The following is a 15321-nucleotide window of genomic DNA, read 5'->3' as shown; positions in this document are numbered from 1 at the left end:
GGGCTGCGTGGTCGGCGGGGTGGTGGTGGGAGGCGGCGTGGTCGGCGGCTGGTTGGAGCCGCCGAGGGCGTCCGAGATCTGCTTCAGCAGGGTGGTGTTGTCGTCCAGGCCGAGCAGGGAGTACATCATCGCCCCGGCGAGGCCGCGGCTCTTGCCGTAGTCGACGCGGGCCTGGATCGACTTCTGGTCGAGGCCGGTGAAGAACTCGCCGTCCTTGTGGAAGTACGAGGCCTTGGCCTGGTCGTCCCAGAACGTGGTGGCCGGGTTGTCGACGATGCCGCCGAGTTCCTTGTAGTGGGCGATGCCGGCCTGCCGGCTGTACGGGCGCGGGGCGGAGCCGCCGGTCGCGGTCTGGGCGAGGCCGCCGCCCGTGGGGCCGGCCGGGACGCCCTTCCAGCCGCGATAGTAGAACTCGTAGCCCAGGGTGAGCTTGCCGGCGGGGAAGCCGCCCGCGATGCCGTACACCGGGTCGCCGTCGATCCAGGCGTCGACGGCGTTCTTGATGCTGTACTTCTCGGTGCCGGGGGCGATCGGGTCGGTCGGGTCGGCGGGCGAGTTCAGCAGCGGGGACTGGTGGTAGGTGGGCCCGTCGCCGTCCCAGGCGCCGTGCATGTCGTACGTCATGATGTTGGCGTAGTCCAAGTACCGGCCGATCTTGTCGGTCTCGATGTATTTGATCTTGTCCTGGCCGGCCGGGAGGGCCGCGGTCAGCATGTACTTCTTGCCGCCGCCCGCGGCACCGTACTCGTCGAGCTGCTTGCGGAACTCGGCGAGGAGGAGGGTGAAGTTCTGCTTGTCCTCGGGGCCGTGGTGGTTGCCGAGATGGCCGCCGGAGGAGCCCGGGTACTCCCAGTCGATGTCGATGCCGTCGAAGATGCCGGCAGCGGTGCCGGGGCCGCCGAAGCCGCCCTCGACCGGGAGGTTGCCCTTGAGGTACTGGTCGACGCAGGAGGAGACGAACTTCTTGCGGGAGGCGTCCGTCTTGGCCGCGTCGTGGAAGTACTTGGAGTAGGTCCAGCCGCCCAGCGAGATATTGATCTTCAGGTGGGGGTACTTGGCCTTCAGCTCCTTGAACTGGTTGAAGACGCCGACGATCGGCTGGTCCCACTTGTCGGCGACGCCGTCGACGGAGTCGGCCGCGCTGAAGGACTTTTGGTAGTCGGCGTAGGAGTCGCCCGCACCGTCGCCCGCGTTCGGGTTGTTGTCGTCACCCGCAGCCTTGTTGGCCATGAAGCAGGTGAGATCGGTGGGGTGGATGTTGCCGAACGAGTAGTTGATGACGTCCAGCCTGCCCGCGATGCCGCGGGTGTCGAGGTGCTTCGGGTAGAAGGCGTTCCCGTACACGCTCCACTGGTCGTAGTACGCGATCCGGATGTTGCCGCTGCCGGCCGTCGCGGAGGCGTCCGCCGCCTGGGCGGTGCCGGGCCCCGCGAAGCCGGCCATCGCTCCGGCTGCCAGCGCGGCCGTGGCGGCGGCCGCGACGAGGGGTTTACGGATGTGCATGAACTGCCTCCGGGAAGTGGGAGGGGAGGGCAAGAGGTTCGGGTGGGAGAAGTGATAGCGATCACCGCGGGACCCCGTCAATGGTTTGGACCAAAGAAGGACTAGACCACTTGGCGCACAAATCCGCTCGTCAGAGGCGTGCGAGGGCATGAAGAACCGCCCGCCACCCTGGGTGACGAGCGGTTTAAGGGTGCCTTAGGACAGGCTCCCGCAAGGTTTCGGCAACAAACCAGCCGAACTCCGTTCGCCCGGTATCGATCAGCTCGCGGCGCCCGACGCCGGCATCCCGTACGCATCTGCGACGAGCTCGTACGAGCGCAGCCGGGCCGCGCCGCTGTGCGCGTTGGCGGTCAGCATCAGCTCGTCGGCGCCCGTGCGGGCGGCCAGGGCGTCGAGCCCGGCGCGGACCTCGTCGGGGGTGCCGTGCACGACGTTCGACATCCAGGTGTCGACGAACTCCCGCTCCTGCTCGGAGTATCCGTACGCCGCCGCCTCCTCGGGGGTGGGGATCAGCCCCGGCCGGCCGGTGCGCAGCCGCAGCATCGACAGGGCCCCGGTCCGCACCTGGGCGCGGGCCGCCTCGGCGGTGTCGGCGGCCAGCGTCGAGACGCCGATCAGGGCGTACGGGGCGTCGAGGACGGCCGAGGGGCGGAAGGTCTGCCGGTAGAGGTCGAGGGCGGGCAGGGTGCCGGCCGCGGAGAAGTGGTGGGCGTACGCGAAGGGCAGGCCGAGCTCGCCGGCGAGGCGCGCGGAGAACCCCGAGGAGCCGAGCAGCCACAGCGGCGGGCGGCCGGTCGGCCCCTGGACCGGGCCGGGCACGGCGTGCACGCGGGCGTACGGGTGGCCGGCGGGGAAGTCGTCGTCGAGGAAGCGGGTGAGCTCGGCGAGCAGGCGGGGGAACTCGTCCGCGGCCTCGTCGAGCCGGCCCGGCCCGCGCAGCGCGGCGGCCGTGCGCCCGTCGGTGCCGGGGGCCCGGCCGAGGCCGAGGTCGATCCGGCCCGGGGCGAGGGCCTCCAGGGTGCCGAACTGCTCGGCGACGGCGAGCGGGGCGTGGTTGGGCAGCATGACCCCGCCCGAGCCGAGGCGTATCCGGGAGGTGTGGGCGGCGAGGTGGGCGAGGATCACGGCCGGGGCGGAGCTGGCCACGCCCGGCATGGAGTGGTGCTCGGCGACCCAGTGGCGCTGGTAGCCGCGGGACTCGGCGAGCCGGGAGAGGGCGACGCTGGTGCGGAGGGAGTGGTGGGCGGTGCTGCCGCTGCCGACCGTGACGAGGTCGAGGACGGAGAGCGGGACGGGTGCGCGGCCGAGGCGGATGCCGCGGACCGGGTCGGGCGCGGAGTGCGGTCCCGCGTCCTGACCGGTGGGGTGCCCGGTATCGCGCCCGGTGTCGCGTCCGGTGTTCTCGGGGTCCCCGATGTCACTCACTGTCGCTCCCGCCTCGGTTCGGCATCCGTACGAGGGACTCGAACCGCGAGGGGCCGGCCGGCATTCCCGGCCCCTCGGGGACATGCCCTTGACCATGGCATATGCCAGTGGAGTAGATCGAGGCAGAGGCACATGATTGAGCCATCAATCTCATCAACACACGCTCCACGTGGGCTGCTTGATGGCTATCGTGGTAACGCAAGCGGTAGCAACCTGGTAGGGGGAGACCGTGGCGCTGAAGCCCGAGCCGACCGCGCCGTTCCACTCGGTGCAGTACGCCCTGCGCGTGCTCGAAACCATCGCCCGCCACACCGGCGGGGTGACCGACATACAGATCGCGCGCGAGACCGGGCTGCCCGCCGTCCATCTCGCACCCATGCTCCTCATGCTGCGCAGGGAGGGGTACGTCCTCGAGGTCTCGGACGGCGCCTACGCCATAGGGGACTCGCTCGTCCTGCTCGGCTCGGGGACGAACAGGAAGCAGGCCCTCCAGCGCAAGCTGCAGGACACCCTGGACCGGCTGCGGGACTCGGTGGGCGCGGCGGTCTACATCAGCCGGTACGAGGACGGCGAGGTGAAGATCACCCAGTTCGCGGACAGCCCGCGCACCCCCAAAGTGCACGAATGGGTCGACTTCCGGTCCGCGGCCCACGCCAGCGCCGTCGGCAAGTGCCTGCTCACGCAGCTCGACCAGAACGGGCGGCGCGACCACCTGTCCCGGCACAAGATCGCCCGGCTCACGTCGAAGACGATCGTGAACGAGCGGGTCCTGATGTCCAGGCTCGACGCCCAGCCCGCCACGGTTCCGATGCTGGACCTCCAGGAGTACGCACTCGGCACGGTGTGCGCCGCGGTCCCGATCACCGCCGGAGCCTCGGTGGGCTGCCTCGCCCTGTCGATGCCCGTCGAGCACGCGCACCGGCTGCGGGCCGCCGCGGAGGTCCTGAACCGGAAGGCGGCGCCCCTGCTGCTGTCGCTCGCCCTCTGAGCCTGCCCTGTGACGCGCCTCACGGGAGAGGGTGCGGCGGCCGGAGCGGGTGGGAAAAGGGACGGAAAGGCGTACGAAAACACTTCGGGCGGTTACCGGTGAACCGGTAACCGCCCGAAGGACAGGTGCGCCGCCAGGGACTCGAACCCCGGACCCGCTGATTAAGAGTCAGCTGCTCTAACCAACTGAGCTAGCGGCGCCTGCTGACAGAGAAAATACTACCTGGTCCCGAGGGGTGCTCCAAACCAGGTCCGCCGGTCAGCGCTCCAAGAGCTCCGGGCGGCCGTGCGCGGCGTACGCCACGAGCAGCGCCGACAGGGATTCCGGGGCGAGCGGGCGGTAGCCCTGCCCGCCGCCCGGAGGCGACCACCGGACCGGGTCCTGGCACCGGAAGCCCGGGCGACGCAGCCCGACCCGGTGGATCTTGGTTGGTGCGGTGGTGGGCGGCCCGGAACGCGGACCTCCGGGGCGAACCGCTCCCCCGGCTTGCCTGCGATCGCGGCCAGGACCTGGTCGCCGGTCGTCCGTACATCCCGCGAAGCAGAGGAACCGGGCGGCGGCCCGGTAGAAGAGGATCCGGGGTGGCGCCCTGCACGGAGGCGCCGCCCTCGGTGGCCCCGTAGCCCTCCACCGGCCGGACACCGCCGCGCCGGGTGGGCTCGATCCCGGCGACGGCGGCCCCGGCGAGGGCCCCAGCGCCGAGCCGGAACGGAAACTCGGGGATGTGGTCGAGCAACAGAACTGAACACTGCCGTCGATCTGGGCAGCCGGTCAGAACTGGACGTCGGAGCAGGCGTAGAAGGCGTTCGGGGTGTCGTGGACCGTCCAGACCGCCAGGATCATGTGCCGGCCGGTCTTCCCGCTCGGCATGGCGCCCTGGTGGACGGTGGTCATGGCGGGCCGGGCGCCGTTGTAGGCGACAGTGAGGAAGGGCTGGGATTCGAGGGCGGCGCGGGTGAGGGGCCTGGTGGGGTCCCAGCCGTTCCTGGTGACGTAGTACTTGATGTCGGTGGTGGCGTGGTTGGCGGTGAACTGCCACCGGAAACCGTAGCCCTGCCCGGCGGTGACCGCGGTGGCGGGCCAGGCACCGCCGCGCGGGTCGTCGAGCTGGGCGAACTCGCTGTGGCCGCCGGCGCATATGCGGCCGTCGGCCGGGCCGGCGGCCGGGAAGCCCTTGAGGCCCTCGACGCTCTGCGGCTCCCACTGGATGGGGCCGCAGTCGGAGACGGTCCTGTTGGCGCAGAGCTTCTGGCGGCTGATGGGGGTGTCGGTGTAGCCGTGGCTGCTGGCGGTGGGCGCGACGGCGAACGCGAGACCGGCGGCCACGCCGATCCCGAGGGCGGCGGCGCCTGCGCGCCGGGTCGGGCGGACGGTTCGGCGCATGGGCATGCGGATGGGGCACATGGGTCGGATGCTCCTTGAACGTGGGGGGAGTTCGGTCGTCAGAGCGCACGCACGGTCGGGGAGGGCCGCGGGGGCGGTTCCCGCGGCCGTACCGGGCATGACTTCAGGTCTAGACCAAGTCACAATGTATTGACGGGAGTTGGCCATGTCCAGACCAATGCGGGGACGTGTGGTCCGAACCCGAGCCGCCGTCTGCCGCGCGGCCGACTCGGCCACCGCACGCCTCCTCTCCGGCACCCTCGACCAGCTGCTCTGCGCAACGGAGGGAACGCGCGAGGCGCCCGGCCGGTGGAGCGGACGGCACAGGTCTCCCCCGCCTCCGGCGGCGACATCCGGCCGCACGCCGCGCCGAAGCCGCGACCGGCGACACGGCTGCGGCCCCGTCCCGCCGCCCGGATCGGGCGGCGGGACGGGGCCGTGGGGGGGGCGGGCCGGGGCGTTGCGGGCGAGGGCTACTCCGAACGGCCCGTGTAGAAGGCGACGGTGAGGTCCTTCACCAGTGCCTTCCGCTCGTAGTCGTCCAGCTCGACCAGCCCCCGCGAGGTCAGCCGGTGGACGGTGTCGTCCACCGCGTCGACGACCGAGGACAGCACGGTGTCCCGGTGCTTGGCGTCGATCGCCGCGACCCTGCGCCGCCGCATGGCCTCGGCGACCTCGGGCGCGTACTCGATGCGCGTCGGCTGGGCCGAGTAGACGTCGATCCCGACCGCCTCGGTCTCCGCCGCCAGCATCCTGGTCAGCGCATCGCCCACCGCCTCGGCGTCGCGCAGGGTCGGGGCGTCCTCGTGGAAGGCGTCCGCCGGCAGCTGCGACAGCACCCGGGCCATCGCCGACTCCACCTGCTCGGCGAGGTACTCGGTGTGGTCCTCGACGGCCAGCACTGCCCGGGCCGTGTCCTTGACCTGCCAGACGACCTGGACCACGACTTGGAGGGCGAGACCGCCCGCGTCCACGGCGGGCATCGGGTCGCTGCGCCAGTGCCGCAGGCGTACGTCGACGCGGCGGCGCAGGAGCAGCGGGCTGACCCAGACGAGGCCGGTACGGCGGACCGTGCCGCGGTAGCGGCCGAACAGGGTGAGCACCCAGGCGTGCCCGGTCTTGCCGCGGCCGAGCCCGCCGACGGCGAGCAGGACCACGACCCCGAGGAACGCGAGCGGGGGCCAGTGGGTGGGGCGCAGCCCTTGGTGCGGACGGGGGGTCGCCCCGAGGGCCGCCTCGAAGACGCCGGGGAGGGCCCCGGCCCGCCAGAACAACGCCAGGCAGCCGGCGAGGGCGAGCGCGCCGACGGCCACCCCGACCCAGCCGGGCAGAACGGGCCCGGTCTTCTCCCTGAGCCAGTCGTCGCCGCGGGGAACCCGCCGGCCGGCGGGGACGGGCCGGGCCGCGCGGCGTCGGGCCGGCGGCGTGTGCGCAGCCGGGGTGCCGCGGGCTGCTCCGCCCGGACGCGACCCGCCGGCCACCACGGGCGGGAAGGGCAGGTGCACCGGCACCTCGGTCACCGCCACCCCGCGGCTCGGCGGGTCCTCCACGTCGCCCCCGTCCACGTCGCCGCCACCCTCCGGGGCGGCACCGTCCGGCATACCGCGGGCCACCGCCTGCGCCACGAGGCCGGCCACCCCGGGCCCGGGCACACCGCCCCGGACCGGTTCGCCGGGGCGGGGTTCGCCGGGGCCGCGGTCGCCGCCGGGCGCGGGCTGCGGGACCTTCGGCCCGCCGGGACGGGGTTCGCTGCCGCCGGCCACGCCGGTCGCTTCGATCGCGTCGGCCACGTCGGTCGCGTCGGCCACGTCGGTCGCGTCGGCCACGTCGGTCGCGTCGGCCACGTCGGTCGCGGGATGAGGGAGGTCTCCGTCTGACAGGGCCGGTACCCGTACGCAGACGAGCGTGTCGTGATCCTGCCCGGACGAGCCCGGCTCGGCCCCGGTCGGCGATTGCAGCGGTTCGGCCGCGGCCTCGGTGGGCGCGTACGGCGGTTCGACCGCGGCACGCGCCCCGGCGCGGGGCGACTCGGCCCCTGCCGACGACGGCGGCGGCGGTTCGGCCGCGGCCCGGACGGGCGCCAGCGGCGGCCCGGCCGCGGCGCCTGCCCCGTCGCGGGCCGCCGGCACCTCGCCGTGTGTCGCGGGGCGCCCGCACGGCATCGCCAGCAGCGGTGCCGGAATCCCGACGGCCCAGCCCTGATGCCCGGCCCCGGCCGGGACCCCGGCCTGTGCCTGTGGCTGGGCCTGTGCCTGGGCCCGCGGCACGACCGGCTCGGCGACCGGGTGCCCGTGCAACACGGACGCGGCAGGCGCGTCGGCGGGCCGGGCCGCGCCCGGGCCTTCGCCAACGGGCCGCAACCGGTGCCGGTCGGGGCCGACCGACCCGACGCCGGACGCCTTCGTCAGCGCCACCCGCCCGACCCGGCCGGCCCGTACGGCTTCGGCCTCGCCGGGCACGCCGCGCAGCTCGGTTGCGGGCATCTGCCCGACCGGATCCGCACCGCCCGCATCGGCGGCACGCTGCCCAGCCGCTGCCGGGCCGGGAACACCACCCTGCGGCAGGTCCGGATCGGCGGCGCCGGACCGGCCCGGGTCATGTCCGGTACGGTGCGCCGCAGCCGACCGCCCGTCCGAACCCGTCAGGACGGCGGCGGCGTACGGGCGGACCCGGCCGACGGACACGGCAGCCGGACCGGCAGCCGGACCGGCAGCCCGCGCCGATGCCGCGGCGGAACCTTCGGCGCCGGACCGGTGCGAGTCGCCGTACGCCTCCCGCTGCGCATCGGCCGGTGCCGCGAGCGGCTCGGTCGGGGATGCCTGCGCGGCAGCCGTCCGCCCGGCAATGCCCGCCGCCGAGGCAGGCACGTCGGCCTGCGACGGGACCTGGCTTGCGGACACGGCGGCGGGCCCGGCGGCGGACACGGGGGCGGCCCCGGCGGCGGCGGGCGGCTCGGCCGCAGCAGCGTGCTGCCCGGCGTGGTGCGCGTTGCTCGACCGTCCGGCCGAAGCCGGCGGGGCCGACACCTCCGCCTGTGGCCGTCCCGCGCCCGCGGACCGAGCGGGGGCAGCCGCGAGGGTCGGTCCGACGGGCCTCGCCGGCGCCGCGGCCGGACCGTCGGCGCCCGACCGGTCCGGTTCGTCGTACGGCTCGCCAGTCGGCGCAGCCGGGGTCTCCCGTACCTCAGCGGGCGGTTCGCCCCGGCCCGGCGAGGCGAGAATGCCGGGCTGCGACCGGGACTGACCGGCGGACACGGCCACATCGGCCGCAGCAGCGGTGGGGCAGGGCCCGGCAGGGCTCGCGGGGACGACCGGCCGCTCGGCCGAGCCCGCCGGGGTCGGGACGTTGTCCTGCGGTCGGCCCGGGCCTGCAGGCACCGCCGATCCGGCCGCTACCGCCGAGGCCACCGCTGCGGCGTACCCGCCCGGCGCGCCGGCGGCGGCTGCCTCGCCACCGTGCGGCGCGGCCGGGGCCGGGACCACGGCCCCTGCGGACGGGGCCGCCGACCTCGGTGCGGTCACCGTCGAGCCGGTGTCGGCCGGGCCGACGGCCTGGGGCGGAGTGCCGGCGGGCGGACGCGACGGGTCGGCGGTGGCCGGCAGCCGGAGCAGCAGGCCCGTGGTGTGGGAGGTCCGGGCATGGGGGGAGGCCGGGGGCACGTGGAAGGTGCCGGTGGTGGCAGTGGTGGCTGTGGTGGGCGTGGGGTACATCGTTGCCTCCGTCATGCGAACAACCGGCGCCAGGTTTCCGGGCCCGGGTGACCGTTGGCCGCGGCGCCGCGCCAGCCCTGGGCACGCTGGAACGCCTCGACGCTGCGGCGGTCGGCCTCGCCCCAGCGGGGGCCCGGGCCGGCGGGGTAGTGCTTGCCGAAGCCCTTCTCCGTCAACCGGCGGCCGAGGGCGGCGATCGACCGGTGGGTGGACCCGGGCCGGAACACCGCCGCACCCGGATAGGCGGGCATGCCGGCCGGGCCCGGGCGGACCGCCCCGGACCCGGGAGTACGGGGGGCACCCGGGCGTGCCGGGGAGTTCGGGACGCCCGGCCGGGCCGCCGAACCCGGAGCGCCCGGACGGGCCGGAGAGCCGGACGGGCCGGGGGCGGCCTCCAGCGTAGGGAGGATGTCGCTGCCCTGCCCGTCGACCAGGAGCTGCCAGGTGTGCGGGCCGGGGATGCCGTCCACGTCGGCGCCCGTCCAGCCCTGGGCGATCTGGAAGGCCTGGGTGGCCAGCAGGTCGGAGTCCGACCACTTCGTGCTGGGGCCGTTGGGGTAGAAGCGGCGGCCGCCCCGGTCGATCAGCATCCTGCCGAGCTCGTAGACGTACCGGTTGTCCGCGCCCGGGCCGAACATCGCCAACCCGGGGTAGGCCTTCGACGGGAGCGCCGGGTTCGCGTCGGGCGCGGTGTTCCCGCCCGTCACCCCGTTGTACCGGTACGGGACGTACTTCGACGCGTTGTTCCAGTAGCCGTACGGGGTCGCCAGCTTCCGTGTGTTCGGGCGGGTCTGCTCGTAGGCGATGTAGTGGGTGTGGGTCCCGTCGACCCAGCCGCCGAAGAGGGTGACGTGCGAGCCGTTGTTGGGGTCCGCCGGGTTGTGGAAGAGGAGCATGTCGCCCGGCAGCAGCTCATCCTTAGTGATCTTGGTCGCGAACTTGTCGAGGCTGCCGGTCCACTCGTTCGTACCGAGGTTCCAGGCCATGGAGACGTAGCCGGAGCAGTCCTGCCGGTAGCCGTCCAGCCAGTAGCTGTACATGCTGTACGGGACCTTCGCGTCCAGCCACAGCTGCGCCCGGCTGATGATCGACATGCGGTCGATCCGCTTCAGCGAGGACGGCGCTCCCGGCGTGCCGCCCGGCTTGACCGGGGCGGCAGGCCGCCCGTGCAGCGGGGACCGGGCGCCTTGAGGGGAGGCGGGGCCGTCCCCGTCGCGGCTGTCGGCGGCCGGGGCGTGCGCCATCGCCGCCGGTACGGTCGTGCCGCCGGTCAGGACCACACCCGCCGCGGTGGCCAGCACCAGTGCCCGGCGCGCTGCGCGCGCGGCCGGGTGACCGCCGTCACGGAGCGCTATGGCCGGCGTGCGGGCGAGGGAGCGGCGCCGGTGTACACATCCCGGGCAGCCGCAGTCGCCTGCGGGCTCGTACTCCTCGAAAACGGGCGTCGGCATCGGCAGATGCGTCGGGGGCTGCATCGTCATGCGGGTCCGTCCACTCCCCTGCTCGTCCACTTTTTTGGGCAGCCGCATTTCTGTCGGGGCATCAGATTCGGCCGCACCCAGACATATCGTGCACGATAAACCCCTTAAACATGGGCTAATCGGACAAGGTGGGCGCGGCTGGTCATGAGCACCCCCGAACGTGGGGTAGAGTTTTCTCTGTCAGCAGGCGCCGCTAGCTCAGTTGGTTAGAGCAGCTGACTCTTAATCAGCGGGTCCGGGGTTCGAGTCCCTGGCGGCGCACCGACAAGAGGAAGCCCCTCGCAGTGAGAACTGCGAGGGGCTTCCTCGTCGTGTCCGTCGTGTTCGTTCGTGTCGGCCGATCCCTCCTCCGGCCCTGCCTAAGGTGCCGCCGGTGGTCCGACCGGGATCCGGGCCGGAGCCCCCGCCGGCCGTGTCACCGCTGTCGCCGCACCCCCGGCCGCGCCCGTACCGGTACCGGTACCCGTGCCCCTGCCCGTGTCCGTGCCCTTGCCGGTCAGGTACGCCGAGACGACCACGTTCGCCGTGTACTCCTCGGCCGCCTTGTCGTACGTGCCGCCGCAGGTCACCAGCCGCAGCTCCGCCCGGCCCTCGATCCGCCGGCCGTACGCCTTGTCGGCGTCGAAGCGGGTGCGCTCGTACACCCGGACGTCCTCGATGGTGAACTCGGCGACCGAGCCGTCGGCCCGGACCACGCGGACCTTGCCGCCCGGCCGCGCCGAGCTCAGCCCGTAGAAGACCGCCGGCCGGGACGCGGTGTCCACGTGCCCGACCATCAGCGCGGCCCCCGCCTCGCCCGGCTTCACGCCCGCCTGCCACCAGCCCACCGCGCCGGGGCGGTCGTACGGGGGCGGGTCGATCGCGCCCCCGGTGTCCAGGCCGCGCGGGACCACCGGGGCCTGGATGCCCAGCGACGGCACGTCGACCCGCACCGGCGGGGACGCGGCCAGCGGAGCGTGGGCCACCGGCAGGCCCGGCACCGGGTACGCGGGCCCACCCGCCCGGGCGGGCGCCGGCAGCGGTGGCATGCCGGTGATCTCCCGACCCCACAGCCACAGGCCGAGCAGCAGCACACACCAGGCGGCGAAGGTCAGCAGCCGCCCGGCCGAGGACGATCCCGACTCGTCCGCGCCGCTCACCGGCGGGGCCTCACTCGCCGCTGCGGCGGCGGCGCAGGGCCAGGGCCCGGCCCGCGACGGCCAGGGTGGCCGCGGCGGCGAGGACGGCGCCGATCACGGTGTGCGGCAGGCCGGGACCGTCGTCCCCGTGGTCCTTCTTCGCGGCGACGGCGGCAGCAGCCCCGTCCCCGTCGGCCCGCTCCGCAGCCCGGGCCGTCTCCGCGAGCTCGGCGGCCATGCCGCCACCCCCGGCGTGGACCGGGCGGACCGGCGACCGGTGGGGGTTCGGGTGCTCCCCGCCTTTGTCCCGGTCCTCGTCCCGGTCCTCGTCCCGGTCGCCCTGGCCGTGGTCCTCGGCGGAGTCCTCGGCCGGGTCTTTCGCATGGCCCTTGGCGGCAGGGTCCTCCGCGTGGTCCTTGTCGGGATCCTTCGCCGAGTCCTTCCCCTGGTCCTGCCCGTGCTCCTGCCCCCGGTGGTGCACGACCTCGACGGATCCGGGCAGGTCGGAGTTGTCGCACCGCACCCGGACGGCGTGCCGACCCGGTTCGGCGCGCGAGCTGATCATCGCGTCGCCGCGCAGCGTCCCGTCACCGTCGCGGCCGGAGGACAGGTGGACCTCGGCCACGAAGACGGAGGACTTCGCGGTCGCCCAGCGGGCGTCACAGCCGCGGACCCGCAGCTTGGCCTGCGCCCCCGGCGCGGCCTGGTGCGGATCGACCGAGACGCCGCCGCGGTCCTCCTCGCCCGCGAAAGGGGCGGCGGGCACGGACACGGCCGGGCCGGCGGCGACGGCGGTGAACGCCGCCAGGGCAGCGGCCACCCCGCCGACGCGGAGAGCGATCAGAGCACTGCGCATGGTGAACCTCCTCATCAAGGAGGTTCACGCGTGGCGTGCCGCTCCGCATCCGGAGCGACACGCCGTTGAGCCGATCGGCTCAGACGAGATCGACCAGGTCAGCGATGGAGTTCACCGTCCGCGTCGGCCGGTACGGGAACTTCTCGGTGTCCTCGACCGTGGTCAGGCCGGTCAGCACGAGGAACGTCTGCATGCCCGCCTCCAGGCCGGCCAGGACATCGGTGTCCATCCGGTCGCCGATCATCGCGCTGCTCTCGGAGTGCGCGCCGATGGCGTTCAGCCCGGTCCGCATCATCAGCGGGTTCGGCTTGCCCGCGAAGTACGGCCGCTTGCCGGTCGCCTTCGTGATCAGGGCGGCGACGGCGCCGGTGGCGGGCAGCGGCCCCTCGACGGAGGGGCCGGTCTCGTCGGGGTTGGTGCAGATGAAGCGGGCGCCGGCGTTGATCAGCCGGACCGCCTTCGTCATCGCCTCGAAGCTGTAGGTCCGGGTCTCGCCCAGTACGACGTAATCGGGGTCGTGGTCGGTCAGGATGTAGCCGATGTCGTGCAGGGCGGTCGTCAGGCCCGCCTCGCCGATGACGTACGCCGTGCCGCCGGGGCGCTGGTCGTCGAGGAACTTCGCGGTGGCCAGCGCCGAGGTCCAGATGTTCTCGACGGGGACGTCGAGGCCCATGCGGCTCAGGCGCGCCTGGAGATCGCGCGGGGTGTAGATCGAGTTGTTGGTCAGGACGAGGAAGGGCTTGCCGGACTCGCGCAGCCGCTTGATGAAGGCATCGGCGCCGGGGATCGGGGTGCCCTCGTGAATGAGGACCCCGTCCATGTCGGTGAGCCACGATTCGATCGGCTTGCGCTCTGCCACGGGACTGTTCTCCGCTCTCGGTGGCCCGGTACCTGCGACCTAGCCTGTGACCTATGACCTGACCAGCAACCACTGACCCGAAAGTGTGGTCTGTACCACCCTATCGGGGCCGGGCCGTGGTCGCGCCGGTCGTCCACAGCCCGGACACCCAGGAGGCAGGGGCCGGCCGAGCCCTTCCCCTTCGGCTACTGCCACGCAGCCCGCCAGCCGGGCCGGAGCGACGCCGACCCGGCTCGCCTTCCAGCAGACCGCACCCCGCTCTTCACCGTCGCCCACCGCATCTCGGCAGCGCCACGGCTGCGGAGCCGATCCTCACCGACCCGGACACTGCCGAGGGCGGACTCCGTATCCATCGCCCTGCTGGTCGCCCTGGAGACGCGGAGCGCCCTGGAGCACGGCCTTCGTACTCAAGGAAGTCCCCGCCTCCGGTACCGGGGAGATCGCTCAGGCCGTGGAGCGCTCGGAGCCGACGGTCCGGCATGCCGCCGACCGCGCCTCATGGAGCTGCTCTCCCTCTCCCCGGACGTGACACCGGGGACAGACGGCGGCGGCAAGGCCCAGCCCTCTAGCCTGCCGTCGGCCCGGAGACCGGTGCCGGGCAGAACTCACCTGCATCAACGGCGGCCCGGGCGTTGGCCTTCCGCACTCCGGCCCGCGTCGCACACGGTGGCGCCCACCGTCACCGCACGGAACCACCCGTACGCCGCAGCCGACGCCCGGCCACCACCAGCCCGCCGCCCACGGCCACCACGGCAGCCGCCACCCCGCCCCCGTACGCCCGCCCGCGGGGCCCGGTGTGCGCGAGGGACCCGGCCGCCTCGACGACGTCACCCGACTCGACGGAGAACCGATATCCGCCGGCCTCACCCACCCAGTCGCCGTCATCGGCCCGGCGCTGCACGAGCGCCGCGTCGACCACCACCTCCCCGGCGGGAGCATCGGACGCGAACGCCAGGAAGACCCGCACGGTCAGCGAGCCACCGGCCCCCACGGCAAACCCGGGAAAGGCCGACCCCCCATCGAACACGGCAATGATCTCGTCCCGATCACTCCGCTCCAGGCTCACCGGGAACGTCCCGCCCGGGGTCTCGAACTCCATCCGCACGTGCTCCGGACGCAGCGCACGCGCCTCGTCCGTGAACACCACGACGGGATGGATGGCGGTGCACCTGCTGCCGGTGGTGTTCGTCAGATCCAGGAACCAGCTCTGCACCCCGCCACCGGTCCGATACACGGCCGGACCTCCGCGGATCCGGGCCCCGATGGGGAAAGCACTGCTCTTCCCGTCCCCACAGGTCGCCTGCGCCCGGGACGGCAGCGCGGGCGCGGGCGCGGGCCGGGCGCCACCGCCGGTGCCGATGTCGGCACCCGCAGTCGGGGCGGCGACGGCAACCAGGACGACGGAGAGAGCAAGGGCTTTGCGCAGTCGCATGGCAGACCTTCGCTTCGCTGCTCGCCGGACGGACTGACGGTCGGACGAGGCGACAATCACCACGGCCTGTCCGCACCCTGCCACGCGCGCGCGACGACCCGCCGCAGCCGCGCCCGCACACCCCTGCATTGCGCCTGATCGGCCCAGCCGAGGAGGCCGCCCGGCCACCGCCAGACCACCAACCCGGCCCGCCTGCCTCCGGCGGACCACCCCGCCCGCCTGCCGAGCCACCCGACCGGCCGACCGGCCGCCGGCCGCCCGCAAATAGCTGCCAGGCCGCGGGCCGCCACCTGCAGACCACCTGCCGCCCGGGCCGCCAGGCCACCGCCCAACCCCCGTAACCCCGAGGGGCCACGCCCCCGTCAACGGCACCCACCCGCCGCTTCTCGGCGGGAGCCGTATCCGGATCGTGTCCCCCCGGCCGTTCCTCCGGGGCTTCCCGGCTGTCTGTTGGCATTCCGGGGCGGGTCGGCCTGTCAAGGGTGGCCGAAGGCCATCGCGCAGCGGCGCGACGACGAAGGAGGAGCGCCCTTTACAGGCCGGCCCGAACCGGAAGGACAATGGGC

Annotated in this window: 10 protein-coding genes and 2 tRNA genes; 2 read left to right on the top strand and 10 right to left on the bottom strand. The window is 73.8% G+C overall.

From position 1 onward, the window contains the following. Together HYE82_RS23735 and HYE82_RS23730 are read right to left on the bottom strand one after the other, a co-directional pair. A partial coding sequence (locus HYE82_RS23735; protein ID WP_179176167.1) for a glycoside hydrolase family 18 protein occupies positions 1-1503 on the bottom strand: 1503 nt, incomplete at its 3' end. A gap of 258 nt (positions 1504-1761) precedes the next feature. Further along, entirely contained in the window at positions 1762-2817 is a 1056-nt protein-coding gene (locus HYE82_RS23730; RefSeq protein ID WP_309144430.1) for an LLM class flavin-dependent oxidoreductase, read from the bottom strand. 340 nt (positions 2818-3157) lie between these two features. Here HYE82_RS23730 and HYE82_RS23725 point away from each other — a divergent pair, with 340 nt between their 5' ends. Then, positions 3158-3916 carry an IclR family transcriptional regulator C-terminal domain-containing protein gene (locus HYE82_RS23725; RefSeq protein ID WP_179176165.1) on the top strand — a complete coding sequence of 253 codons (759 nt, stop codon included), beginning with the start codon at positions 3158-3160 and terminating at the stop codon, positions 3914-3916. 126 nt (positions 3917-4042) lie between these two features. Here HYE82_RS23725 and HYE82_RS23720 read toward each other — a convergent pair. The 4 genes from HYE82_RS23720 to HYE82_RS23705 all read right to left on the bottom strand — a co-directional run bounded on the left by HYE82_RS23720 (position 4043) and on the right by HYE82_RS23705 (position 10460). Next, positions 4043-4116 (bottom strand) — tRNA-Lys (locus HYE82_RS23720). A 571-nt stretch (positions 4117-4687) separates the two neighbouring features. Further along, positions 4688-5320: a lytic polysaccharide monooxygenase gene (locus HYE82_RS23715; protein WP_179176164.1), complete on the bottom strand. Its 633-nt coding sequence runs from the start codon at positions 5318-5320 to the stop codon at positions 4688-4690. 452 nt (positions 5321-5772) lie between these two features. After that, positions 5773-9009, bottom strand: a complete 3237-nt coding sequence (locus HYE82_RS38375) for an SPFH domain-containing protein (RefSeq protein ID WP_256987589.1) — start codon at positions 9007-9009, stop codon at positions 5773-5775. 11 nt (positions 9010-9020) lie between these two features. After that, entirely contained in the window at positions 9021-10460 is a 1440-nt protein-coding gene (locus HYE82_RS23705) for a peptidoglycan-binding protein (RefSeq protein WP_179176169.1), read from the bottom strand. Positions 10461-10677: 217 nt separating this feature from the next. Here HYE82_RS23705 and HYE82_RS23700 point away from each other — a divergent pair. Further along, a tRNA-Lys gene (locus tag HYE82_RS23700) sits at positions 10678-10751 on the top strand. A 98-nt stretch (positions 10752-10849) separates the two neighbouring features. Here HYE82_RS23700 and HYE82_RS23695 read toward each other — a convergent pair. The 4 genes from HYE82_RS23695 to HYE82_RS23680 form a co-directional block, all read right to left on the bottom strand. Beyond that, the gene (locus HYE82_RS23695; protein WP_309144429.1) at positions 10850-11629 is read right to left on the bottom strand and encodes a class F sortase; all 780 of its coding nucleotides are present in this window, start codon (positions 11627-11629) and stop codon (positions 10850-10852) included. Positions 11630-11639: 10 nt separating this feature from the next. Then, entirely contained in the window at positions 11640-12464 is an 825-nt protein-coding gene (locus tag HYE82_RS23690) for a hypothetical protein (protein WP_179176163.1), read from the bottom strand. 79 nt (positions 12465-12543) lie between these two features. Beyond that, positions 12544-13323 (bottom strand): HAD-IIA family hydrolase, encoded by a 780-nt coding sequence (locus HYE82_RS23685; protein ID WP_179176162.1) that lies wholly within the window; start codon positions 13321-13323, stop codon positions 12544-12546. 679 nt (positions 13324-14002) lie between these two features. Beyond that, positions 14003-14755 carry a hypothetical protein gene (locus HYE82_RS23680; protein WP_179176161.1) on the bottom strand — a complete coding sequence of 251 codons (753 nt, stop codon included), beginning with the start codon at positions 14753-14755 and terminating at the stop codon, positions 14003-14005. Between the last annotated feature and the right edge of the window lie 566 nt (positions 14756-15321).

The organism is Streptomyces sp. BR123, from assembly GCF_013401435.1.
GTDB lineage: Bacteria > Actinomycetota > Actinomycetes > Streptomycetales > Streptomycetaceae > Streptomyces.
Note: the sequence above shows the minus strand (reverse complement) of the source record. Positions and strands in the feature narration are given on the sequence as shown.

Bases quoted from the DNA above. Each gene is read 5' to 3' on its own strand.
- HYE82_RS23705 (WP_179176169.1), bottom strand. From the start codon at position 10,460: ATGCCGACGCCCGTTTTCGAGGAGTACGAGCCCGCAGGCGACTGCGGC.
- HYE82_RS23690 (WP_179176163.1), bottom strand. From the start codon at position 12,464: ATGCGCAGTGCTCTGATCGCTCTCCGCGTCGGCGGGGTGGCCGCTGCC.
- HYE82_RS23680 (WP_179176161.1), bottom strand. From the start codon at position 14,755: ATGCGACTGCGCAAAGCCCTTGCTCTCTCCGTCGTCCTGGTTGCCGTC.
- HYE82_RS38375 (WP_256987589.1), bottom strand. From the start codon at position 9,009: ATGTACCCCACGCCCACCACAGCCACCACTGCCACCACCGGCACCTTC.
- HYE82_RS23715 (WP_179176164.1), bottom strand. From the start codon at position 5,320: ATGTGCCCCATCCGCATGCCCATGCGCCGAACCGTCCGCCCGACCCGG.